Consider the following 24,092-nt stretch of genomic DNA (forward strand, 5'->3'; position numbering starts at 1 on the left):
GGTGGCTTTCAAAACTGGGATTCACGAGGGTCTGCCCGAACGATTGCGGCGCACCCGCGCTCAGCAGGGCCACGATCAGAACAGTCCGCCCAAGCCGCTCAATTGGCATGGTAGCCTCCATCTCGACTCCGATATGGTTCCCCACAACCGAATCCGGTAAATTAAGCAATCATCCGCTCTCAGGTTCCATTGTAAACAACTTTCCAGTCAGACAAAAGCCTTCGGCGGCGATCCGCTCTCGTGTACACGCGACGTTCCAATAAGGACTGGGGATGCAGACTCTTTCTGAACTCGCTCTCGGCTAGACGATTACCTCTGAGAGCCCAACTTTGGCCCATAGCCACCGGCCTGCCCGAGAACCGTTTGGCTCGGAGGTTTGCCACGGCCACCACGGCGACGTACGGGTAGCTTCCGCTGGCGCCAGAATCCACTCTGTGGCCTTCCGTGTGGAGGATTCCTATCCTCATGATCGACGAATGCCGAACGGATTCGGCAAGACTAGGCGGCCCGGAAGGGATTCCGGGCCGAGCGGAGAGGATTCCGGGCCGAGCGGGCCGAGTGGGAACGTGATCAGCCGCACAGAACCGGGGCGGGCTCGGGCGGTATCTCGACAACCGGTGATGGCCGGAGTTGAACACCAGGCGTGGTTTCGCGCGAGTTGATCCATTCGCGCACCTGCGGGCAGACGCGGGCGTAGATCGACTCGACCCGTCGCAAAACCACCGGCCAGGCATGGCGGCGGGCATGATCGCGGACTGTCTCGTGGTCAAATTGGATCCGGCCCGTGAAGAACTGTTCCAGGGCACGGGCAATGGCCTCGGGGCTGGCATCATCTGCGAAGAAGCCTGACTCGCCTTCCGCGATGGCGTCCGTCGTGCCGCCGAAGCGGGTGCCGAGAGACGGCGTTCCTGAGCCGGCCGCCTCCAGGTAGACCAGGCCGAAGCCCTCCACGTCGCCGGGCGTTGGACGCGGGGTCAGAACAAACAGACTGGCTGAGGCGTAGGCCGCGCGTAGTTCCTCCTGGGTCAGCCGTCCGAGGAAACGCACGCGATGCGAGACAGCCAAGTCCGCTGCAAGCTTCTCCAGTGCGGGCCGTCCGGTGCCGTCGCCGACGATACAATACTCAAGATCCAATCGGTCGCCGACCAGCGCCATCGCCCGAATCACGCCGTCGATGTTCTTGCGCTGCCAGCCATACAAGGCCGCGACCGACATCAGGCGATTGGGCCGCCGATCGACTCCCTCGCATCTTCCAGGTGTATCCCCGAACGAACGAACCTCGCCAAGCGCACCGCCGCAAGCCGCCCCGGCAGGGGCGAAGGTGTGTAGCCAGGGGCGCGAGCCCCCGGCAACCGTGTCACATTGGCTGGTCAGCCCCAGTGGGGCGGCAGATGCTCCTGAACGGATCGGGTCTTCTATTGCCCCTTCGGGGCACGAGGGCTGCCGGCACGGTGGAGGCACGGAAGAGTCGAGTAGCTGAAGGCGAGTGTCGCCCTCCTGAAGAAAAAACTCCTCGACGCCATTCGGCACGACCATCGGAGTCTGTCGCACCCGGCAGGTCCGCTGGAACAGGTCGCTTGTGAAGCGGCTGACGGCGATAATCTCATCCACGCGAGGCAGCGAAACCCAATCGACGAGCCGCTGGGTCCAGCCTCGCCCCCGCTCGCGTCGGGCCATACGCCACAGGAGCGGAGTCTTCTCGAACTTGAAACGCACCCAGGGGCTCAGAAAATCGTTTCCGTGCACCGTCAGGACCAGCGGTCGGCATCGCAGCGACAGCGGCGCATACCCGTAGTTCAGCGAGTGCCAGAGATCCAACTTGAAACTGGCCAGACGCGGCAGGTCGCGGGCCAGGTCGGTGGTCAGGATCGGGTATGTCGGAATGACCGGGTCGGGCTCGCATTGCTGGTTGGTGAACAGGTGCAGGTCGTACCCGCGGGCATACAGGTATTCGGCCGTCGCCCTCGCAACGGTTGACATGCCGCCGATCTGCTGCGAGTACTCGTTAACGACCAGTCCCAATCGCGGCCCGCGATTCACAGGCAACTCCTGCATGAATAGAGGCACTGGCGGCCCCGGCTTCGCACAAGGGCCCCGCGGGGGGCAAGCAAGCCGCCAGGGGCGCCCTCAAGGCCAGTGACGAACTCATGGCAGGTCTGCGTCGCCTTCGGCGACTTCGACCATGCGCTACCGTTTCTCAGACCATGGCCGGCTCTGGTACAGACGATCCGACCTCGCGCCCTCTGTGACCGCCGCCAGGTATCTTGCACGACTGCTCCAGCAGCAGCGCGTCGATGAAGAACTTGGCTCCCCAGTTGACTACCGATAGCGGCATGTAGTCTCCGGTTAGCGGGTACGAGCCTCGCACGCCGCCTCGCAACGCCGGTTCTGGGTTGTCCAGGTCGGCCAATCTTTCCAACACGCCCAGAGTCCGCTCAGCCGCCTGCTGCAGTATCGGTAATCCCGTCCGTTGGTAAATCCGCAGCCACAAAAAGGCCATCTGCGCGTATCCGGTCAGGCAAATCGACTTGCCCACCGGCTCGAAGCCCGGACCATATGCTCCGGACAGACGATCCTCGATAGCGTGCTCGGCCAATATCTCGACCGCGGGGAACACCGCCCGCCGATACGTTTCATCGTCGAGCAGTTCGCCCGATTCCCACATGCCGCCGAGCGTGTACTCGATCGGATGAAGAATCGGCGGCTGCCCGGGGGTCATCTCCATCTGGTCAAACCAACCATCCGAGCGGCGCTGAGCCAATACCCAGTCTAGATTGCGACGGGCTGCTTCCACGAAGTCCGTCCGCTCGGCTTGACGGCCCAGCTCGATCAACGGCCAGTCGACCCTCGAATGATAGGCATGCGGGAGCCCATGATACGAGGCGGTCCGCCACGCCCCGTCAGAATCCTGAACCTGGCACAACCACTCGCCTGCGGCAATTGCGGCGTCGAGATAGCGGGCCACGCCGAACTCGCGATAGCCGGCAACAAGTCCCTGGATAATCTGTCCGGTGTTGAAGATGCGAGGCTCGCGCGGCTGGCCATCGAGCGGCAGACCGGCCGGAAAAGCTCCGCTCTGCATTTGCGTGGTCAGCAGCCAATCCAGCATCCGACCGGCACGATCGCGCAGGTCTTGGCGGCCCAAATGCCTGGCCGCCTGCAGAAACGTCGGAACGATGTAGCCCGTCGTCTCCGGGTACGGCGGCGACCAGCCCTTGAGCAGGTCATAGAACCCCGCCACACCCCCGCTACCAGTTTGATCTTGTGCACGGCACAGCCAATCGATGGCGGCCTCCAGACACTGGCGGGCGGCGCGGCGATCCGCCTTGCGGCGTCGCAGGTCTTGCCACAAGAGCCGGGCATGTCCGGCCGGACGCTGCCGCAGCCACCACAGAAGCCGAAGATCCGATAACTTCACGTGCATCTGACGGGTACCTGAACAGCTTCAGGATTTATCGGAGTGCCGGCGACTCCCATGCAGCTATCGTCCGTCAGGAACCAAAACCAACTGCCTCTTCCCACTTCGTATGTGGCCCGCGTCGCCCGAGTGTCCGATAAGCAAGGGAGAACCGAGGCCGTTGCCCGGATTGAGGCGGGTTGCACGCGCAGAGACTCCAATGACGATGGTCGCTCCAGTAGCACAAGCGAAACGCACCGCAAAGCGGTGGGCCAGAACGTGCGCCGACGCCGTGGGACGGCTCGTTCGATCCACCACGCCGGCTGAGTTGACGGCAGCCCTGCGCGGCTTGGGCATCCGGCCCGGCCAAACCATGACCGTGCACAGTTCGTTCGACGGCATGCGGTATTTTAAGGGCACGCCGTTCCACGCCTTGCAGGCGATTCTCGATGTCGTTGGCCCCCAGGGCACCGTGGTGATGCCGACCTTTTCGTTCGACGGCCGAAGCTACGACTACCTCAGGAGCGGTCCCTCGTTTGACCTTCGCCGAACGCCGGCTCAGACCGGCCTGATCTGTGAGCTCCTGCGACGCCGCAAGGATGCGATTCGCAGCCTGAGTCCGACGCATTCGGTCGCGGCCGTGGGCCCGCTGGCCCGGATGATCGTCTCAGATCATGAAAACTCGCTGACCCCGTTTGACGAACACTCGCCCTGGCGATACCTGCTTGAACTCAATGCGTGGATGGTGTTCGTGGGCGTTCCAGACCGCCTTCTGCCGGTGTCGGCGTCTCCCCATTTCGATGAATTGCTGGAAGGCGAATTCGGGGTGCGGATTTACCACCCGGAACGTTTCGAGGTCCGCGTGCTCGATGGTGAAGGCCGCGAGCGATGCATCGGCACCTATGCCCACGACCCGGAGACCGGGCGGCACCGAGACTATGATCGAGTCTGCGAACACCAGGCGAGGATGGGTGTCTTGAAGCGATCGCGCGTCGGGGCAATCAGCTTGTGGGGGGGGCAGCTCCGGCCGTTGTTCGAATCCTACCGTGATCTGGCTCAAAAGGGCATCAAGGCGTATCGCTGAGACATGTCATCGCGATACCAGCTCTCGAGAAAGTGGGTCAGCCGAATGGAGGGCAGTGGGTTGCCGGTTGTCAGCGACGCACGAGAATCAGATCTTTCGTGTCCGTCCGACGGAACCCGTAGTGCTCGTATCGACGAATGGCGCTCTCATTCTCGGTACAGACCCACAGGACGATGCTCCTGCAGGTCCGACAGCGATTGAAGAAAACCTTGATCAGCTTCGCACCTATCCCCTGATCACGCCATGCCTCATCAACGCACCAGTATCGCAGTGTGGCCATCGCGCCGGCGGCCTCAAAGAACACCAGGCCCGCAATGGCGGCATCCCGCCGAACGATCAGGATTCTACCCGCCGATACGGCTTGCAGGATCTGATCCTGGTCCGGGATCTGCTTGGAATACGGGTCGAATGTCGTCTCGAGGAGACTGAGGATGGCAGGCGCATCGTCCGGCAAGGCGATTTCGACGTCCGGACTATCGCCGTGGCCCATCGGGTTGGGATCCATGCTTCGGACCATTCTCACCAGGACAGCCCGGTCGGCAAAGCCGTGCTTGCGGAACACGCGCGCCACCGGCGCCACGATGGCATCCTGGCCGACCAGATCGATCGCCAGCACGGCCCCCTCGGCAATCGCGTCAACACTTGCCAGCGACTCCTCGATCGCGTCCGCATCGGCAGCGAAATAGTAGAGATGGAAGAAGCCGCGGTCGCGGCGCCGGATCCAGACCCAGCGCTCGTCCTGCAGGAATGACAGCTCTCCACGGTTCACCCAGCTCTCGATCTGCTTGGGGCCGGCGAAGAAATTCGTCACAAAACCCCGACCGCCGTGCTTGACCTGCCGGACAGCCGCGGCAATCTGGTCGCCTTCGGTCACCTGAGCGACCGCAGGCAAATTCGCGGTTTCGGAAATGGTTTGCATCGGTTTTGCCCACGCTTTGCGAGGCCCAAGCCCGCGAACCGGACGGACGCCGCATTCATGCCGCACAGGGCGACACGACCGAAGCCACCAGGCCCCCCAAGGTAGTGAAGTTGTCCGAGCAGAACTGCCCGAAATCGACCTCGCAATTGAACCGTCTCTCGATGGCCGAGATCAGCTCCACAAATCCCATGGAGTCGACCAGGCCGCTCTCCAACAGGTCCGTATCGTCGGCAATGTCCGGCAGCGTCATCGCCCTGGCTTTCGCGTACTCCTCAAGTTGCTCGATGATGAATGCACGAACGTGTACCTGATCGGTCATCACACATTCTCCAGACTGCTTGCCAGCACGTCTCGATCGATCTTGCCGTTGGAGTTCAACGGCATCATGTCGCGGAACTGCACCGATCGCGGGATCATGTAGTCCGGCAGCCTTCGACCACATTCCGTCAGAACTCGTTTGCGCACGACGTCATCGGCCCGTCCGCAGATGAACACGTGAATGCCTTCCGCGCATCCGTCGCGAACCGGATAGGGGACAGCAACGGCCAGTTCCGTGCCGGCGGCCCGCCGAACCACGTGTTCGACTTCCTGCAGTTCCACACGGTACCCGCGGATCTGCACTTGGAGATCAATTCGCCCCAGGTAGTGAATGCATCCGTCCGGGTCGCGAATGACGCGGTCGCCCGTTCGATACCAGATTGCGTCGCCGCCGCCGGGGAGATGCACAAACTGAGAGGCGGTCTTCTCCGGTGCGTTCAAGTACCCCCGTGCTACCTGCGAGCCCGAAAGGCAAAGCTCACCGGGCCGGCCGTCCGGCACCGGTCGGAGATTCTCGTCTACGACCGCCGCCTTTTGCGTCGAGAACACCGTCCCGATCGGCACATTGCCGTTCAGACATCGGGCCATCGAGTCAGGTGTCCATCGATAATGTGTGATGGTGATCGTTGCTTCCGTCGGCCCGTACAGGTTCTCGACGATCGAATTCGGCGCAGCCGCCTGCCATTGCGAGGCCAGGCCGGCGGGCAGCACTTCCCCCGCAAAAAAGCTCATTCGTAGCGTCGGAAACATGCCCGGCTTGAGCATGCGCATCCGCGACAAGAACATGATCACCGACGGGACCGAATACCACAGCGTCAGGCGATTGTCCTGGATGAAACGGGCGGGAGCCATCAATTGCCGGTGCGGAATACTGCACAGGCATGCTCCGTGGCTCCAAGTCGTGAACAGGTCGTGGACGCTGACGTCAAAGGTCATCTGGAAAGCCTGGCTGGCGCGGTCTTCGGGGGTGATGTCATACCGCTTGGAGATGTACTCCAGGTACGAGCCCACGTTGCCGTGGCTGACCGGCACCCCCTTAGGTTGCCCGGTCGAACCCGAGGTAAACAACATGTAAGCACACGCATCGGTGTTGACCCTGTCGGGGACGACCAGCTTCCCAGATCGGACCAACTCACCGGCGCCGACAAATCGGTGCTTGTTCCACCGCTCTCGGAAAGGCGAGACATCCGTGGTATCCGGGCAAATCAGCAGCAGCTGCCGATCGATCCCCTCCAGTACCTGGTCCAGCTTGGCAGCCGCCTCAGCGCCGACGATAACCGTATCAGCTCCCGAAAGCATCAACATGTATCGGGTTCGCGCAGGCGGAAAGTGCGGATGAAGTGGAACGTAGCCCTTGCCGGACAGCAGAGTGCCGAGAACACCAGCGTAAGCGGCAACGCTTCGATAGCCATACACTGCCCCGACAGGCTGAGTGCCGGGCTTGAACGTCCGGATGGTTGCCGCCAGATCAGAGGCCCGCGCCGCCAGTTCCGCGTAGGTCAGAATAGACTCACCGACCTCCAGCGCCGGCCGCCGGTCGTGGGCTTCCACCGACTTGACGAAGCCCGTAACCAGGCCTCTATCAGTACTGGGCATTGCCAAATCCCCGATCCGTCGGGCTTGTTGGTCATGACGGGCGGGAGCGCGCCTTCTCGACGCGGACTACGAGACTCTCCTCGTCTCCGTCGCATACCGGGTTATCGGCACAAGCACCGGGCCGGTTAAGTAACCAGGCGCAGGCGGGAGCGACGGATCGTGCGGACCGAGAAAACACATAACGTGCACACTGATAAGTACTTGCGTGCATTCGTTCCCCCGGCAGATAGTCCGGCGACGGCATCGGTCGCGCCGGCGTTGCACTGGCAAGGGCGGAAGGTAAAACAGGCGATGTCGGCCGGCCGCCCGGACGCATCGAGCGCTCTGGCGCGGTCGAACGGCAGCCGGTGCCAGATTATGACCGCAGCGCATCGTGGAGTCCTGAATGGAAAGAGTCGGACCAAACCATGTAGTTCGCCGCGGGAGTCGCCGCAATCAGGCGGTCTTTTTCTGTATCCTCGGCCTTCCGGCCCTGTCTCTCGCGGCGTCGGCCGTCCCGGCAACGGAGCCGACGTGCAGTATCAGACCGGTACCGGCCATTGGCATGTGGTATACCGTGTGGTGGACAAAGGACGATCAGTTCAAGCACTGGGTCAACTGCCACGTGTTGCCCACGCGCGGCCCGTACACCGCCGGTGATCCACAGGTCATTGCCGCCTACTACGCTCAGCTTCGCGATCTCGGTGTTGACTTCCTGATCATGGACGACACCAACTGTGTCGGGAACGACGGCGGCCGAATCAACGACAACATCCGGGCATGGTTCGATTTCATGGACCGGCTTCCCTCCGCCGAGCGCATTCCCATCTGCATCGGCGGCGGGGGAGAGATGCGGGAGGAGGGAGTGAAGGGCCAGAGCCGGGCGGCGGATTTCTACTGGCAGGCATGGGCACAACGACCAAGCTACTTTCACCTCGACGGCAAGCCGCTGCTGTTGGTCGATACGGACGACAACTATGGGCCGGGCGACTGGGACGACTCGCGGTTCGCCGTTCGCTGGGCCTACAACGGCGACAACTACGAATCCATGGCCAAGCGCAAGACGTGGGGATGGGGATCATACGAACCGGCGCCGATCCTCGCCGAATCGATGAGCATCTGGCCCGGCCACCGCTTTCCCAAGCACGTGGCCGAGCAGGGACGGGATCCGCTGGAAGAGTCTCGCGAAGGCGGCCGGCTTTACGTCCGCATGTGGCTGCGCGTTCTCAAGGCGCGCCCTCGATTCGTTACCATCGCCGACTACAACAACTTCGAGGAAGAGACGGCCATCGAGCCCAGCTACACCTGGGAGGATCCCCATGGCCATGCGGTGCCCGACCTGTACCTTCGCATCACGCGGGCCTATGCCGCACTCCGAACCGAAACACCGGTGCGGGGCGAATACTATCGCGACGAGGCGAAACCGGAGGTGTTCCTTTTCGACGGCAACCGGTTCATCCATCAGCACGCCATGCCTCGGCGGGCCGTGATCATGCTCACGCCGACAGGTGTGCTCGAGCGCATGCGAAACAAACTCGGCGGCGGCTCGCCTTCGTCACAGCCGTCGTCCTGATAGGGTCGGGCCCGCCAATCAGGGACATCATCTTCACGGCGGCACGAGGAGGTGCCGGTGCGTCATGTGACAGGGGTCTCCGGTCGATAGAGACTATCGGTTTGAACCCGGGGGCAAACCGACGCACTGGCGTTGCGTAAAATACTCGGGTATGTTATCGGCCGCTTGAAGGGATCGGTCCGCAGTCGGAGGAAGCAGCAAACGGACATGGCACCAGTACTCCAGACCCCCGAAATGACAACCGGAGGCGCGCAGGTCAGGGTCGTGCTGCGCCCGGAAACCCTCAAGCCCGACGACAAGAGAGTCATCACGCGACTGTTTGATCCGCACAATCCTCGCCGGATACGGGCCATGTTCAACCGCGTCATGCGTCTGGACAAGCCGACGGTCGCAAGACTCCTCGCTTCGGTTATCGAGGACTTCGGCCCGCGACATCGCGACATCGAATCAGTCCTCCAGGAGAACTTCGAGGCCGTCATTCTGCCGCACTACCCGGACCTGAAGATCTCTCGCGAAAGGCAACTGCTCCTGGGTTCGTATTACACGATGGAGTACTCGATCGAATCGGCCGCTCTGTTCAACCCCGCCATCGTGCCGCATCCGGACCAGAGCGGTCTGCCGGCCGGCTCGGTCCGCTTCCTGATGAGCCTGCGGGCGACCGGCGAAGGACACGTGTCTTCCATCGTGTTTCGATGCGGCGTGCTCAGCGCCGACTGCGACATTCAATTCGACCCGCCGCCTCGATACGCCTATACGGCCAAGCCGACGCCGGATCGCTTCTTCGACAAGCACCTGTTCTTCCGTAAGTTGATGGAGATGGGCGTCTATGAGGAACTGGTCGCCCGGACGCTGGAAGGCCTGCCCGACCAGTTTATCCTCGACCAGTTGCGGGAAGCGATCAATCAGGTGCGCCAGCAGCCGGACACGCCGCGGGCTTACCGCAACGTGGCCGCCGACATGCTCTGGCTGGCGTATGCCAACTATGAGTTGGAGTTCCCGGCCGACTGCCCGGCCTCAGAGATCGTCATCTTCCCGGCCACCAAGAGCGAGAGCCACGGGATGGAGGATCTGCGCCTCACCTGCTTCACCGATGGGGACGGACAAACGCGTTATTGCGGCACCTACACCGCCTACGACGGCTTCCGGACCCTGCCGATGATGCTCGAAACCAGGGATTTCAGGCGATTCCAGGTCCATACGCTCAACGGTCAGCACGCCAAGAACAAGGGTATGGCCCTGTTTCCCAGGAAGGTCAACGACTGCTACATGATGATCGCCCGCCACGACGGCGAGAATCTTTTCCTGTTGACCTCCGACAACATTCATTTCTGGAACGAGGCCCGCAAGCTCCAGGGGCCGGTCGAGCCGTGGGAGTTGGTGCAGATCGGCAACTGCGGGTCGCCGCTTGAAACCGACGCCGGCTGGCTGCTGCTGACTCACGGTGTCGGACCGGTGCGGCAGTATTCCATCGGAGCACTGCTTCTCGACCGCGAAGACCCCGCCAAGGTTATTGGACGCCTCCGCACGCCGCTGCTGAGTCCGGTTCACGACCAGCGACAAGGCTACGTGCCGAATGTCGTGTACACCTGCGGTTCGATGATTCACCACGATCAGCTCGTGATTCCCTATGCCGTCGCCGATTCACGGACATCCTTCGCGATGGTCAACGTCCGCGAGCTGATCCGTGCCCTGTTGGACAGCGGCCCGTGATTCATGAGGAAACCTCACGATGAGCACCCGGAAGCTGACGAGACGAAAGGTTCTCAGGGCCGCCGCGGGAACCGCGATCGGTCTGCCGTACATGATCACCTCATCGGCGTTGGGCGACGCAGAAACGGCGCCGGCCGGCGAGCGGGTGACGCTGGGGCACATCGGCGTCGGAAACCGCGGAAAGGAGCTCTTGCGAGGCTTCATGACCTGCAAGGGCTGCCAGAGCGTGGCCGTCGCCGATGCTTACAGTGACCGGCGGGAAGCGGCGGCTCAGATGATCGGCGGGAAGGCTTATGCGGATTTCCGCGAGTTGTTGGCCCGTCCGGACATCGACGCGGTGGTGATCGCAACGCCCGACCACTGGCATGTGCCCATCGCGATGGCGGCCGCTCGGGCCGGCAAGGATGCCTATGTCGAAAAGCCCCTGGGCGTCAGCATCGAGCAGAACCTGGCCTGCCGGAAGCTCTTTCGCGAGAAGAAGCGGGTTTTCCAGTACGGCACGCAACAGCGGAGCCTCAAGCACTGCCGCTTCGGCTGCGAGCTGGTGCGCAGCGGGCGGATCGGCAAGGTCCACACGATCGAGGTGACCGCTCCGGACGGCAGCGCCGGCGGTTCCACGGAACCCGCGGACGTTCCCGACGAGCTGGACTACGACATGTGGATCGGTCCGGCTCCGATGAAACCCTACACCGAAGACCGCTGTGTCGTTCCCGGCACGTATTTCATCTATGACTACTCGATCGGCTATCTGGGCGGCTGGGGGGCTCATCCGCTGGACATCATGGTCTGGGGTTCGGATGCCGATCTGGCCGGGCCGGTGACGGTCGAGGGAACGGGGGTCATTCCGGACAAGGGCCTGTATGACACGGTGATTCATTGGGATCTCAAGGTTCAGATGGCCGACGGCGTCCGGATGACGTTCAAGCCAGGGGGCGATTCCACAAAATACATTGGCCCCGACGGCTGGGTGCGCATCTCGCGAGCAGGCATCGACGCGGAGCCGAAATCGCTGTTGGAATCCAAACTCGGCTCCGGCGACGTGCATCTTCCCGTAAGCGAGCGACAGGATCAGAACTTCATTGACGCGGTCAAGTCCCGCAAACCGGCGATCAGCACTCTCGACGATGCCGTTCGGTCCGACATCATCAGCCACCTCTGCGACATTGCCATCCGCACCAGAAGCAAGGTGACCTGGGATCCCAAGAAGGAAGTCATCGTCGATAACGAGGCCGCCTCGAAAATGCTGACCCGGCCGACGCGAGAGAAGTGGAGGCTTTGAACCAGGGTCTGTGCCAGTTCGGGCGGCTCTTTTAGAACCGCGACCGTCAGGGAGCAGCCCCCTGGAGCCGTTGCGGCTGCGAGAGAGGGTGCAAACGGGTCGGACCGAAGGTATAATACCAACAAGGAGGTACGCCATGACCTATCGCGGACGTGTCAAGAACGGCGTGGTCATCCTTGATCCGCCGGCCTGCTTGCCGGAAGGAGCCGAGGTGGAGGTCGTGCCTGCACAGCCGGAGCAGCCCCCGCCGACACTGGCGGAGCGTTACCGGGACATCATAGGCATCGCCGAGGGCCTGCCAGCCGATTCATCTCAGAATCACGATCACTACCTGTACGGTGCCCCTAAGCAATGAGCCCCTGCTTCGCCGACAGCTCGTACTTCCTTGGCCATACTCATTCCCGATGACGCGAATCATGAGGCGGCCATCAACCTCGCGGACCACATGACGCAGCCCGTCATAACAACTGAGTTCGTGGTGCTTGAGGTGGGCAATTTCTTGTCGGCAACGTCGGTACGAAGCAGGTTCGCCACTTTCCTTCGGGTCCTGCGTGAGGATCCGAACACCACCGTAGTCCCGGTGTCGGCCGAACTGCTTCGCCGAGCCATTGAGCTGTTTCTTGCCCGGCCCGACAAAGCCTGGTCGGTCACTGACTGCACATCGTTCGAGGTCATGCGAGAACACGGCATCACCGATGCTCTCACGGCCGATCACCATTTCGAGCAGGCGGGGTTCACGACCCTGCTCAAGTGATCTGCCGGGGCCCGGACAATCAGCGATGTCCCCTTTGGGGCCCCTCCGACGGCCGTCCTCCCGCGTGGCCATGAACGGACCGACCTTCTTGTTTAGTCCCTTCCGTCGCGACTGGTGCGCGTTTTGCGCGCATGTTTCTGGACCGCGGTACGCTTGGGTTGCGGCCCGCAAAAAGGCGGTCCGCCTTAGAGAATAGGACCGGGAGTACACTGTACCAGGGAACCGACCCGACAAGGACGAGGGCCGGGGGGATGACAGCCGCTGGATTGCCGATGGCCGTCAGGCGATCTCAACCGGAGAAGGAGAACAGCGATATGCCGACTATATCAATGTTTTACGGCATCGTTATTCGGCTCTATTTCGCGCCGGGCGAGCATAATCCCCCGCACTTTCACACGTTCTAGAACGAGTACAAGGCTTCCGTGGACATCCGCACGGGCGACATCATCGAGGGCTCCCTTCCCCCTCGGCAGCGCAAGCTTGTTGCAGCATGGGCCGAGCTGCACCAAGAGGATTTGATGGCAAACTGGAACCTGGTCATGAACGGTGATGAACCGTTCAGGATTCAGCCTCTGCAGTAGAGGACGCACCGATGCATCAGTCAATCGTGAGCGTTCGTCCGAACGAGGACTTCTCTCTCGCTGTCACTTTCGAGGATGGCACCGAGGGCGTTCTTGACATGAAACCCTATCTGGACTTCGGCGTGTTTAAGAAACTCCAGGACCTGGAGCAATTCAAACGGGTCCGCATCGCTTTCGACACGGTCCAGTGGGACTGCGGGGCGGATCTGGATCCCGAGTTCATCCGTGCGAGTTGCAGGGTGACCGAGAAGACGTGAACCCCGCCGCGAGCGCGGTCCGTCGCCGGCGACTGCTGAACCGCTGAATACGCGAACCACGCGAAAGAAGATACCATCCCCGGTCCCCTTTCGCGTATTGGGCGTATTTCGCGGTTGCAGGGTGCCCCATGCCGCGGGGGTGGGGAACCGAATCGTCAGGCTGGGCAATCGTAGAGATTACTGATCGATTTGGTAGTCGAGCAGATTGCGTTCCCACCGTTGCGTGACGAGGCACCCGCCGTAGTCTGCCGGTTGAGTGCCGCCGGGGCAAGCCCGGTGGCTCGCTTGTAGGGGAACTTGGCGCCCCGGGCCGATCAATAATCGTTCGGCAGCGTCTTGACCTGCTCGAGCGTGAAGACCGGGCCTTCCTTGCAGATGTAGACCGGGCCGGCGTTGCAGCGGCCGCACTTGCCGACGCCGCACTTCATGCGGTTTTCGAGGCTGGTGTAGATGTCCTTGTCGGTCAGGCCCATCTTGGCCAGGATCGGCAGCGTGAACTTGATCATGATCGGCGGGCCGATGACCAGGGCGGCGGCGTTCTTGGGAGTCAGACCGGCCTTCTCGACGACCGTCGGGACGAAGCCGATCTCGCCCTTCCAGTCGGGCGTCTCGCCGCCGGGGTCGACCGTCTGGATCACGCGCGTCTTGGGGCGCTTGGCCCACTCCGCCAGTTCGTCGCGAAAAACCAGATCCCCCACCGTGCGGGCGCCGTAGATGATGGTGATGTCGCCGTACTTCTCACGGTGTTCCAGCGCGTACCAGATGGCGCAGCGGATCGGCGGCATGGCGATGCCGCCGCCGATGAACATCAGGTCCTTGCCTTCCCACTCCTTCATCGGGTAGGCGTTGCCGTAGGGCCCGCGGAAACCGATGGTGTCGCCTTCCTCGAGCTGCCAGAATGCCTCGGTCACCCGTCCGGTGCGGCGGAAACAGAACTCGATGAAGTCCTTCCAGTCGGAGCTCGAACAGATGTTGAACGTCGACTCGCCGTGGCCGAACGCCGAGAAGATGCCGAATTGCCCCACCTTGAAGGAGAAGTTCTTGGCCCGCTCCGGATCGGCGAACTTCACTCGCATCGACTTGACGTCGCTGGTGTGCTGTTGAATCTGGATGATTTCCATCAGCTCCGGCTTGTAGATATTCTCCATGATCACGCTTTGGTCCCACCTGCAACGGAGAGGGTCTCAATGGTCTCCAGAACGGGGCGAACGCCCAGCTCCACGGGGCAGTTCCTCGTGCAGTTGCCGCAGCCCGTACACAGGATCTCGCCGAACTTGGTCGGGTAGATCTCGAACTTGTGATAGATCCGTTGGCGCTGGCGTTGGCCCTGGTTGGTTCGTGGGTTGTGGCCCGAGGCATGCGCGGTGAACATGCAGAACTGGCATGCGTCCCAGTTCTTGACCCGCGCCCCGCCGGCGGCGTTGCCTTCGTCGACGATGTCGAAACAGTGGCACGTCGGACAGGTGTACGCGCACGCCCCACACCCCAGGCAACGCAGGGTCATCTGCTGCCATTCGGGGTTATCATAACCGCCGGCGAAAAACGCGTCGATCGACTCCTTGGTGAAGATCTTCTTCGGACCGGGCGGAACCGTTCCGGTCTTGTCCGATGTCCCGGTCTTGCCCGCAAACAGGGCCTTGCCCTTCTCGGTCAGACAGCGAACCTCATAGCTGCCGTCGCCGAGATCCAGCAACATCGCATCCGAGCCCGACTCGGCGGCGGGTCCGAGCCCCACGGACGTGCAAAAGCAATTCCTGTCGTATTCCTTGCACGCCAAGGTGACAATCGTAGTCGCCTGCCGGCGACGGTTGTAGAACTCGTCCTTGTAGTCCCAGTTGAACACGTGGTCGAGAATCGGAAACGCTGCGGCATCGCAAGGCCGCGCGGCGATGATCAGTTGTTCGCCCACGGCCGGCTCTGCGTCAAAGAGCTGAATCTTGCGACCTTCCACCTTGTAGCCGTAGAGCTTCTCGTGGCGGGGAAAGATGAACTCCTTGATCGAGTTGCGGGGGCGGATGAACCCGTCCAACTGCACGTCGCTGGAAGAGCGGATCGGGGCATACAGAACCACGTCGGACTTGATCCGGGTCGGCCCGGCCGTCCGCTTGCCCTGCCCGATCCATTGATCGACCAGCCGCAATAGATCTTCTTTCGAGATGATCTCGCTCACCGGATGAAACTCTCCTTATCCTTGAGCGAGTACGAACCGATGATCGGCTCGGCCTCGCGGTCCACTCCAGCCCGGTAGCCGAACTCGTCCTCAGCCGCCTTGGCCAGGGACATATTCAGCAGCCGCAAATCGATGCCCGCCGGACAGACGCGCGTGCACTCATCGCACCCGACGCAACGGCCCGCCAGATGAAACGCCCGGGCGATGTGCCAGGCGAAATTGCCCTTGAGCGTCGGCGACGTATCGATGGCCTGGGGACGGTTCTTGTCCACGATGCATCGTTCACAGTAGCACATCGGGCAGGTCGCCCGGCAGGCATAGCACTTGAAGCATCGCGACAGCTCGTTCATCCAGTAGGCCATCCGCTCGGCCGGTGACCTCTTCATGAACGCCTCCAGGTCGGCATACCGGCGGTCGGCCTCGACCGGCGTATTCGCGGCCTGCCCAAGGACATGATCCGAAAACCTCGGCATGTGTACGTCGCAGGCGGCGCATTTGGGCTCGCGCGGTTGGCCGACGCCCTCGCAGGCCACGCCGATCACCACCATTTGCGTGCGGTCGATCTGCGATTCCTTCTCCAGCACCGCCAGGGCCCGCTCGTCGCAACCTTTGACAATGATCGCCGGCTTGCCCAGCGCCTTGACCTCCTTGCGTTTCAGATAAGTGGTCAGGTTGGCGAAACACTGATCGTTCCAGACCAGCCGGTCGACGTCAGCCGCGTCGGTGACGAATACCGGGTACGTTGGACCGTCGTCGGAGGACTGTCCGTACCCGATCACCACCTGGACGGTGCCGTCTTCAAGCAACCGGCGACAGAGTTGACGCAGTTCGTCCTGTATCACGACGCCTCACACACCTTCCGATAGTCCATGTAAGGACCCATTTGCCGGGTCTTCTCGGTAATCTCCGTAATGATCTGCTGGAACTTGCGACCCTCAGCCGCGGATATCCAGGTGAAGTGAATGCGGTTCATGTCGATGCCCATGGTTTCCAGCAGCTCGCGAAACAGCATCCAACGGCGGCGAGCGTGATAGTTGCCGGCGGTGTAGTGGCAATCTCCGGGGTGACACCCGGAAACCAGCACGGCGTCGGCCTTCATCTCGAACGCCTTGATGATCAGGTTGAAATCGATACGGCCGGTGCAGGGCAGGCGGATGATCCGCACGTTCGGCGGATATGCCAGCCGGTTGGTCCCCGCCAGGTCGGCGCCCAGGTAGGTGCACCAGTTGCACACGTAGGCGACGATCTTGGGCTCGAAGCCGTTTCCGTTGTCTCCAGCATGCTCACTCATACGAGGCTCCCGATCTGGGCGTAAATCTGCTGCTCGGTGAAGCCCTCCAGTTCAATGCTCTTCGACGGGCAGATCGCGACGCACGTGCCGCAACCCATGCACAGGCCGGGGTTCACGCGGGCCGTGCGTTTGACCAGGTTGCCCTTGCGGTCGCGAATCTCCGCGCGCTCGATGGCGTTGTACGGGCATGTTCGCACGCAGGCGAAACACGCCGCGCACGTCTGCTCGTTGACGATGGCAATTTCCGGCTCGCGGGTCAGTTCGGGCTTGCTGAACATGCCCAGGACCTTGCTGGCCGCCGCGGAGGCCTGAGCCACGGCCTCGGGAATGTCCTTGGGGGCCTGGCAGGCACCGCAGACGAACACGCCGGCGGCATTGGTCTCGACGGGGCGAAGCTTGGGGTGCGACTCGGACAGAAAGCCGTACTCGTCGTAGCCGACGTTGAGCTTCTGAGCCAGTTCCTCGACGCCGTCGGCCGGCCGCATGGCGCTGGCCAGCACCACCAGGTCCGCTTCGATCGTCACCGGTTCATTGGCCAGAGTGTCAACGCCGCGGACGATCAGCTTGCCGTCCTCTTCGGTGATCTTCGACACGCGGCCGCGATGATACTTGGCCCCGTCCTGTTCGATCGCCCGGCGGACGAACTCGTCGTAGTTCTTGCCGCCGGCCCGGATGTCCATGTAAAAAACGTGGGCCTCGCCATCGTGCACCTTGTGCTTGTAAAGCATGGTGTGCTTGGCGGTGTACATGCAACAGATCTTCGAGCAATAGGCCATGCCTTTGGCGTTGTCGCGCGAGCCCACGCACTGGATGAAAACGACGGTCTTGGGCGTCTTGCCGTCCGACGGCCGCTTGATTTCGCCGTTGGTCGGTCCCGACGCGGACACAATCCGCTCAAACTGCAGCGAGTCGATCACGTCCTTGTACTTGTCGTAGCCGTACTCGCCGTAGCCGGCCAGTTTGGCGCTGTCCTGCTGCTTGCCGATGCCGTAGAGCCTGTAACCGGTGGCGACCACGATCGCCCCGACCTCCTCGGTCACCACCTGGTCTTTGTCGTCGAACATGATCGCCTTGGCGGCGCATTTCTTTTCGCACAGGCCGCACTTGCCCTTGGTCAGCATGAGGCAGGCGTTGGCGTCGATCACCGGCCTCGCCGGCACCGCCTGCGGGAACGGCACATAGATCGCCGTCCGCGTGCCCATGCCGAAATCGAACTCGCTGAGCGTCTTCTTCGACGGACAGGCGTTCCAGCAGGCCCCGCAGCCCGTGCACTTCTTCATATCCACGTAGCGGGCCCGCTTGAGGATGTTCACCTTGAAGTTGCCGACGTAGCCTTCGACGCTCTGAACCTCCGAGTAGGTGTGCAGCCGGATCTTCGGATGCTGGCCCACTTCAACCATTCGAGGCGTGAGAATGCACTGTGAGCAGTCCAGCGTCGGAAAAGTCTCGGACAAACCGGCCATCTTGCCGCCAATGGACGGCTCGCGCTCGACCATCACCACTTCGTAACCGGCGTCGGCGATGTCCAGGGCCGCCTGAATGCCCGCCACGCCTCCGCCGATCACCAGGGCCCGCTTGGTCACCGGCACTCGGATCGGATCAAGAGGATGGTTGTACATCACTTTGGCGACGGCCATACGGACCAGTTCAATGGCCTTGGCCGTGGCTTTTTCCTTGTCATGGTGCACCCACGAGCAGTGCTCCCGGATGTTAGCCATCTCGACCAGATACGGATTCAGCCCCTCTTGCTCGGCCGCCTTGCGGAACGTCTTGAGGTGCATGTGCGGCGAACACGAAGCGACCACCACGCCGGTCAGCCTGTCCTTGATGATTCGTTCGCGGATCATCGCCTGGCCGGGATCCGAGCACATGTACTTGTAGTCCACGGAACAGACAACGCCCGGAAACCGGCTCGCGGCCTCGGAAACCTTGCCGCAGTCGACGTTCCGGGCGATGTTCTCGCCGCACCAGCAGACAAACACGCCTATTCTGGCCATAAGTCCCTACCGCTTTGAAACATAGTGCCGGTTGATGCCCAACGCCTCCTCATCCAGGCCCAGCGCCAGGCCGACCAGATCCGACAAGTAATAGATCATCATCCCATGCTGAACCCCGTAGCGTCGCTCGACGTCCGCCTGCTTCATGTCCAGGTTGACATGACACATCGGGCAGGCGACGACAACGCAGTTGGCTCCGTGTCGGGCCGCATTGCTGAGAATCTTGTGCGACAGGTTGAGCACCGTGTCTTCGTTGCACATGGTCATGCCGGCGCCGCAGCATTCCGTCTTGTAATTCCACTCGACCGGAGCGGCTCCCAGGGATGCCAGCAGCGTCTCCATGGAGCTCGGCTGTTCGCAGTCGTCGAATCGCAGAACCTCCGGCGGCCGCGTAAGCAGGCAGCCGTAGTAACAGGCCGGCTTGTAGCCCGACAGCGACACCTTCGCCGCCTCTTTCACCTTGTCATAGCCGATCCTTTGAAAAACCTGGATCAGATTAAGAACGCTGGTGCGGCCTTCAACGGGCAGTTCGACAACCTCGGACATCTCCTTCCGCAACGCCGCATCGCCCGAGATCAACATCTTCGCCTTGAGAAGTTCCATCGAGCACATCGGGCAGGGGGCCAGCAGATCGTCGTAACCGTCGCGTTCGGCGATTCCGAGGCTTCTGGCCGGTAACGCCACCGCCAGCTTCTGGTTGAGCGAGTGGGCGGCTGTAGCCCCGCAGCAGATCCAGTCGTCAAGTTCGCGAAGGTTCACGCCCAGCGCGTTCAAGCAGGCCCGAACCGACCTTTCATAGTCGTTCGACGAGCCGTGAAGCGCACATCCGGGGTAATAGCCAATCTCCATCGGTTCAACCCTTGTCATTCTTGCCCGACGAACTCATGCAGCGGTCAAAAATCCGACGCACAACGTCGCGGTCGTTCACACTTTCGCCGATCGGATGAAACTTGCCGCGGGCTATCATCTTCGGGGCCAGAAGCGAATCCTTGAAGAGGAAGGCAATGCTCGGATCCTTCACAAAAGCCCCTACCTTGAACAAGCCCACAAGTTCAAGTTCCTTCAGCCGGCCGTTGCGGCGGATGTTGCTCAGAAACGCCTTCTGGAACACCACTGTTCGCTGCTGCGCCGGCGAGGCCACATTCTGTTCGACCGAGAGCTGCCGCAAGGCGTCAATCACGCCCGCAACGTTCACCGACTTGGGACATCGAGTCGAGCACGTTTGACAAGAGACGCACAGCCAGATCGACTCGGCCTTCATGGCCTTGTCCAGTCGTTCCATCTGCACCAGCCGCATGATCTGGCTGGGAATCACGTCCATGTGGTCGGCCATGGGGCAGCCGGCGGAGCATTTACCGCACTGGTAACAGTCGTGTACCCGCGTGTGAGCGAGTTCCTCGATGACGTCGACCATGCTCGGCGACTTCTGCATCACGTCGTCACTCCCGAAACCTGCGAGCTCAAGCCTCGCGACCGTTTAGCCGCCGCCGTTCCGCGACGGCGACGTCTCGCTGACGGCGTTTTCCCCGATCGGCTGAGCCGCGGTCGCTCCAACAGCATTTCAACGACCACGTGCTCGGCCAGCGAGGCGGCCGTGAGCACCTCCGTCCGTCCGACGGCACCGCCCGCCGGATCCGGCTGGACCACCAGGCCGATCACCTTGCCCGCAAGCTCGGGCGGGACCGTCACGAGTTCGCCCCTGCTGTCTCGGACCAGACTGCCCGGCAGTCGTCCCGTGTCCCTGGCGGCCAGGACAACAAGACGGTCGCACCTATTTGCCTCATCCCGGATCACGGCCGGAGTGAGACCGCCTTGCCCGGAGATCATCTCGTATGGGATCAGTCGCTGCCGCAGCTTACGGCAGATCCATGCACCGAGTGCGTTGCCCTGCTGAAGCAGCCCCCCCGAAGTCAAAAGGCGAACCTCACGTCCCTCGCGGTTCGCAATGCGGATCCCACGGTACGATTCCGGCTTCCAGTCGCAAGTTTCCAGGGTCTCGACCGTCGGCCGGAAAGTCGCGCCCAGTATATCACTAATCTCGCCGTCTGCAAAAGGTTCGATCGCATAGTAGAATACGCCCAGACGGCGATATGCCGCCTCCCGTTGCGCGCCCACCGATGCGACAACCACTATTCTTACCTCCGGCGCTGCGGATCGCAATCTCGCGGCGATTTCAGGACCATTCTCGGCCACCGAAGCCGCATCTATGACGATTATAGTGCTATCGCGTTCCCAGAGTACTTGAATCGCCTCCGCCCAGCCCGAAACCACTTTGACCTCACAGCCCAGTTTCATCAGGGCGACGCGCTGCGCCGCCGCCGAAACCGGGTTGCTGTTCACCAAGACCACATGTCGCAGTCCGCAATGCGGCAGTTCCTCCGCCAACCGAGTCGGAAAAATCCATGCAAGCCAGGACTCGTCACATGAAGCCTCAAGCAATGCTTCAGGACGACAATCCAACTCCGCATTCACGTCGACGATCACACCCGTCAGCGGTGAGGCAACCAATCGCGGCGCCATTCCCTCGGCTTGGATGCTTGCTAGGGGTAAACCCTGATAAACGATTTCGCCGGTGCTCGGAAGACTCACCGATCTGAATGTGCCCAGTGGATGGACCGGGGGAAAAACACCGATCACCGCCAGACCGGTATGCGACATCTGGAACCAGGACTCATTCCGAAAGCAGTACTTGTCGCCCCGAATTCCTTGCTTGGAGGCAAACAAGGGGTCACCGCTCGCGAGCGACCCGGACACAGTGTTCCGCCTGCGAATCAGTCGCCACAGGGCTTGGGCCATCTCCTCGGGACTGACCGGTTCCGTCAGACATTGCGAGATGCCCGGGCTGGCCATGGAGAGAGCCAGTCCGCCGCCGCGAGAATCGGCCCAGAGAATAGTCGGTGTCTCGGGTTTCTTCTGCGCCAGGATGCGCAGACACCTGTCTCGATCCTGCTTCACCCGGGACGTTCTAAGGAGAATCCCGGCCACATCGGCGCTCGCCACAAGACGCAACGCCTCTTCGGTCCGACAGACCGTGCGGATTTCCGCCCCGCAGGCCTGAAGCAGCGCAAGATACCCCCGTCCCAGCGGATCCTTTTCGTCCGCCACAACCAGGAGCGTGCGCCGGCTGTCCATGCTTTGCCTCCGTGTCGCCGCCACAATCGCCTCTTGGTACCCGAGGCAACAAGCGTGCCAACGACTCCTGTTTCGGATGCCGATGTTTTCAGCGGCCGATGCCGGTACGGGCTCACCTGAGGCCTCGGATCTGACGAAACACGATGAAACGCGAGATTCAAACGCGGTATCTTGCGACGCAAGGACGAGCAGGACGTCGCGGCCTTCAAGCGCTTGCCCTGGAAGCTGTAAGACCAGACCGTACAGGTGTCCGTCGCGCGTACACGCTTTACCCGCCCGGTTCTGAGCTCAGATTGTGCTTGCGCATCAAGGCATGGAAGTGAGTTCTCTGCATGCCGACATGCTCTGCCGCCTTGCTGACGTTACCCTCGCATTGCTGAAGAGCGTTGCTCAGGAAGCGACGTTCCAGTTCCTGCACCGCCGCATCGCGAACCTGCTGCTTGAGATTCTTGAACTCTTCCCATGTCTTCGGCAGCGGAGCGGTACCGGCCGAAATCGGCGCTTGTCGAATCTCGAGAGGTAGATGCCTGACCTCGATCCGGTCGGAATCACAGAGAATGGCCAGCCGTTCGACGACGTTTCGCAGTTCCCGGACGTTGCCCGGCCAGGAATACGCCTCCATCATCGCCATCGCCTCGGGTGTAAAGCTCTTGAAGCTGATCTCATTCTGACGACAGCAGCGTTCCAGGAAAACCATGGCCAGCTTCGGGATGTCTCCCTGCCGTGCTCGCAGAGGCGGCAGGTCAATCGGCACGACGTTGAGACGGTAGTACAGATCCTCCCTGAAAGCCCCGTCTTTCACCATCTGCATCAGATCGCGATTTGTGGCGGCAATCAGCCGGATATCCACCTCCCGTTCAGAGGTGTCGCCGACCTTGCGAACTCTGCGCGTCTCCAGCACCCGCAACAGCTTGCCTTGCGTCTCAAGGCTGAGGTTGGCGACCTCGTCGAGAAACAAGGTGCCCTTGTCGGCCACCTCGAACAAACCCTGCTTCGTGGCAATCGCACCGGAAAACGACCCTTTGACGTGACCGAACAGCTCGCTTTCCAGAAGGGTCGGAGCCAACGAGCTGCAGTCGCAACCCAGCAGCGGCTGGTTCCTGCGGCGGCTGAGGCGGTGGATCGCTCTTACCACCATCTCCTTGCCGGTACCGCTTTCACCCCTCACCAACACCGTGCCGTCCGTCGGTGCAACCCTGCGAATCAGGCCGAATACGCGTTCCATGGACCGGCTTTCGCCGATGATGCCTTCGAACCCCTTATCGATTTCGAGAGCCCGGCGAAGCGCCGCGTTTTCCCGGATCAGGGCCGATCGCTCCGCGGCTTTTCTGAACACCAGACGCAGCTCGTCCGGAGTGAACGGCTTGCTGAGATAGTCGGCCGCTCCCTGTTTCATGGCCTCCACGGCGGACTGGACCGTCGAGTATCCCGTGATGATGATCACCTCCGCCGCGACGCCGGCGGCCTTGACCTGCTTCAAGACGTCCATGCCATGCAACCCTGGCATCATCAGGTCGAGAAAAATCACGTCGTAATCGCCCGTCAAGGCGGCTTCCAGGCCTCGCCTGGGGTCTTCGATGCAATCGACGCGGTGTCCATCCGGCTCCAGGCAACGGCGGCAACTCAAACCGATGACCACCTCATCGTCGATCACCAGCACACGCTGGCTTGCGAATGTCTTCTCCATGTCAGCCATGAGCATCGGCCTCCTGCGCCGGCTGCCGGCCCTCTTGATCGTTCACGCACAGCGTTATCGCGAACGTAGTCTCCGTTCCGGCTCTGCTTTGACACTCCAACATCCCTTGGCGCGGCAACACGATCGCGTCACTCGGGCCGAGCCCCTGGTCCCCGCTTTGATCGGCTATCTTGCCGGTGAGAAGCGGCCTGGCGGTCCGGTCCGCGCGCACCGACCCGAATCGCCGGGAGCAACTCGTCGGTGGCAGGCGATCTGACAGCCGTGCGCCGGCTGCCCGGATGCAACGGCCCTTAAAGCCGGCTGAACGCGGCTGTGCCGCCGCATCAGGCGCGTTCGATCTGAGCTGGTCAACGACCGCG

General features: G+C 61.9%; 21 protein-coding genes and 1 pseudogene. 8 read left to right on the forward strand and 14 right to left on the reverse strand.

All coding sequences use genetic code 11. From position 1 onward, the window contains the following. Positions 1 to 570: 570 nt before the first annotated feature. Together PLL20_04365 and PLL20_04370 are read right to left on the reverse strand one after the other, a co-directional pair. Positions 571 to 2,040: a glycosyltransferase family 4 protein gene (locus tag PLL20_04365; protein ID HPD29205.1), complete on the reverse strand. Its 1,470-nt coding sequence runs from the start codon at positions 2,038 to 2,040 to the stop codon at positions 571 to 573. A 157-nt stretch (positions 2,041 to 2,197) separates the two neighbouring features. Next, entirely contained in the window at positions 2,198 to 3,424 is a 1,227-nt protein-coding gene (locus tag PLL20_04370) for a hypothetical protein (protein ID HPD29206.1), read from the reverse strand. Positions 3,425 to 3,617: 193 nt separating this feature from the next. Between PLL20_04370 and PLL20_04375 the strand changes: the two genes are divergently transcribed. After that, positions 3,618 to 4,481 carry an AAC(3) family N-acetyltransferase gene (locus tag PLL20_04375; protein HPD29207.1) on the forward strand — a complete coding sequence of 288 codons (864 nt, stop codon included), beginning with the start codon at positions 3,618 to 3,620 and terminating at the stop codon, positions 4,479 to 4,481. A gap of 70 nt (positions 4,482 to 4,551) precedes the next feature. Here the strand turns inward: PLL20_04375 and PLL20_04380 are convergent, their stop codons facing one another. Genes PLL20_04380 through PLL20_04390 form a run of 3 tightly spaced genes read right to left on the reverse strand, consistent with a single transcriptional unit; the run spans position 4,552 to position 7,314 of the window. Beyond that, positions 4,552 to 5,400: a GNAT family N-acetyltransferase gene (locus tag PLL20_04380; protein HPD29208.1), complete on the reverse strand. Its 849-nt coding sequence runs from the start codon at positions 5,398 to 5,400 to the stop codon at positions 4,552 to 4,554. 55 nt (positions 5,401 to 5,455) lie between these two features. Beyond that, entirely contained in the window at positions 5,456 to 5,719 is a 264-nt protein-coding gene (locus tag PLL20_04385) for an acyl carrier protein (GenBank protein HPD29209.1), read from the reverse strand. Beyond that, on the reverse strand, positions 5,719 to 7,314 hold the full coding sequence (locus PLL20_04390) for an amino acid adenylation domain-containing protein (protein HPD29210.1): 1,596 nt from the start codon (positions 7,312 to 7,314) through the stop codon (positions 5,719 to 5,721). Before PLL20_04390 ends, PLL20_04385 begins: the two co-directional genes overlap by 1 nt. Before the next feature lie 385 nt (positions 7,315 to 7,699). Between PLL20_04390 and PLL20_04395 the strand changes: the two genes are divergently transcribed. The 7 genes and pseudogenes from PLL20_04395 to PLL20_04425 all read left to right on the forward strand — a co-directional run bounded on the left by PLL20_04395 (position 7,700) and on the right by PLL20_04425 (position 13,447). Beyond that, positions 7,700 to 8,866 carry a hypothetical protein gene (locus tag PLL20_04395; protein HPD29211.1) on the forward strand — a complete coding sequence of 389 codons (1,167 nt, stop codon included), beginning with the start codon at positions 7,700 to 7,702 and terminating at the stop codon, positions 8,864 to 8,866. A gap of 207 nt (positions 8,867 to 9,073) precedes the next feature. Next, positions 9,074 to 10,576, forward strand: a complete 1,503-nt coding sequence (locus PLL20_04400) for a glycoside hydrolase family 130 protein (protein HPD29212.1) — start codon at positions 9,074 to 9,076, stop codon at positions 10,574 to 10,576. A 19-nt stretch (positions 10,577 to 10,595) separates the two neighbouring features. Beyond that, positions 10,596 to 11,855 (forward strand): Gfo/Idh/MocA family oxidoreductase, encoded by a 1,260-nt coding sequence (locus tag PLL20_04405; GenBank protein ID HPD29213.1) that lies wholly within the window; start codon positions 10,596 to 10,598, stop codon positions 11,853 to 11,855. 136 nt (positions 11,856 to 11,991) lie between these two features. Beyond that, positions 11,992 to 12,210 (forward strand): hypothetical protein, encoded by a 219-nt coding sequence (locus tag PLL20_04410; GenBank protein HPD29214.1) that lies wholly within the window; start codon positions 11,992 to 11,994, stop codon positions 12,208 to 12,210. A 30-nt stretch (positions 12,211 to 12,240) separates the two neighbouring features. Further along, positions 12,241 to 12,609: a PIN domain-containing protein gene (locus tag PLL20_04415; GenBank protein HPD29215.1), complete on the forward strand. Its 369-nt coding sequence runs from the start codon at positions 12,241 to 12,243 to the stop codon at positions 12,607 to 12,609. Between the two features lie 314 nt (positions 12,610 to 12,923). After that, positions 12,924 to 13,190, forward strand: a pseudogene (locus PLL20_04420) (DUF4160 domain-containing protein). An 11-nt stretch (positions 13,191 to 13,201) separates the two neighbouring features. Then, complete coding sequence (locus tag PLL20_04425) at positions 13,202 to 13,447, forward strand: DUF2442 domain-containing protein (GenBank protein ID HPD29216.1); 246 nt, start codon at positions 13,202 to 13,204, stop codon at positions 13,445 to 13,447. A 314-nt stretch (positions 13,448 to 13,761) separates the two neighbouring features. Here the strand turns inward: PLL20_04425 and PLL20_04430 are convergent, their stop codons facing one another. From PLL20_04430 to PLL20_04470, 9 genes are all read right to left on the reverse strand, one after another. Then, positions 13,762 to 14,595: an FAD/NAD(P)-binding protein gene (locus tag PLL20_04430; GenBank protein ID HPD29217.1), complete on the reverse strand. Its 834-nt coding sequence runs from the start codon at positions 14,593 to 14,595 to the stop codon at positions 13,762 to 13,764. A gap of 2 nt (positions 14,596 to 14,597) precedes the next feature. Further along, a complete protein-coding gene (locus PLL20_04435) occupies positions 14,598 to 15,617 on the reverse strand; it encodes a 4Fe-4S dicluster domain-containing protein (GenBank protein ID HPD29218.1) in 1,020 nt (339 codons plus the stop codon). Then, complete coding sequence (locus tag PLL20_04440) at positions 15,614 to 16,459, reverse strand: 4Fe-4S dicluster domain-containing protein (protein ID HPD29219.1); 846 nt, start codon at positions 16,457 to 16,459, stop codon at positions 15,614 to 15,616. Before PLL20_04440 ends, PLL20_04435 begins: the two co-directional genes overlap by 4 nt. After that, positions 16,456 to 16,908 carry a hydrogenase iron-sulfur subunit gene (locus tag PLL20_04445; protein HPD29220.1) on the reverse strand — a complete coding sequence of 151 codons (453 nt, stop codon included), beginning with the start codon at positions 16,906 to 16,908 and terminating at the stop codon, positions 16,456 to 16,458. Before PLL20_04445 ends, PLL20_04440 begins: the two co-directional genes overlap by 4 nt. Next, positions 16,905 to 18,905 (reverse strand): CoB--CoM heterodisulfide reductase iron-sulfur subunit A family protein, encoded by a 2,001-nt coding sequence (locus PLL20_04450; protein ID HPD29221.1) that lies wholly within the window; start codon positions 18,903 to 18,905, stop codon positions 16,905 to 16,907. The genes PLL20_04445 and PLL20_04450 overlap by 4 nt, the downstream gene beginning before the upstream one ends. A 6-nt stretch (positions 18,906 to 18,911) precedes the next feature. Then, the gene (locus tag PLL20_04455; protein ID HPD29222.1) at positions 18,912 to 19,772 is read right to left on the reverse strand and encodes a CoB--CoM heterodisulfide reductase iron-sulfur subunit B family protein; all 861 of its coding nucleotides are present in this window, start codon (positions 19,770 to 19,772) and stop codon (positions 18,912 to 18,914) included. Next, positions 19,759 to 20,337, reverse strand: a complete 579-nt coding sequence (locus tag PLL20_04460; GenBank protein HPD29223.1) for a 4Fe-4S dicluster domain-containing protein — start codon at positions 20,335 to 20,337, stop codon at positions 19,759 to 19,761. Before PLL20_04460 ends, PLL20_04455 begins: the two co-directional genes overlap by 14 nt. Further along, positions 20,337 to 22,037, reverse strand: a complete 1,701-nt coding sequence (locus PLL20_04465) for a hypothetical protein (GenBank protein ID HPD29224.1) — start codon at positions 22,035 to 22,037, stop codon at positions 20,337 to 20,339. Before PLL20_04465 ends, PLL20_04460 begins: the two co-directional genes overlap by 1 nt. A 268-nt stretch (positions 22,038 to 22,305) precedes the next feature. Beyond that, a complete protein-coding gene (locus PLL20_04470) occupies positions 22,306 to 23,733 on the reverse strand; it encodes a sigma-54 dependent transcriptional regulator (protein HPD29225.1) in 1,428 nt (475 codons plus the stop codon). Between the last annotated feature and the right edge of the window lie 359 nt (positions 23,734 to 24,092).

This window comes from Phycisphaerae bacterium (assembly GCA_035384605.1).
GTDB lineage: Bacteria > Planctomycetota > Phycisphaerae > UBA1845 > PWPN01 > JAUCQB01.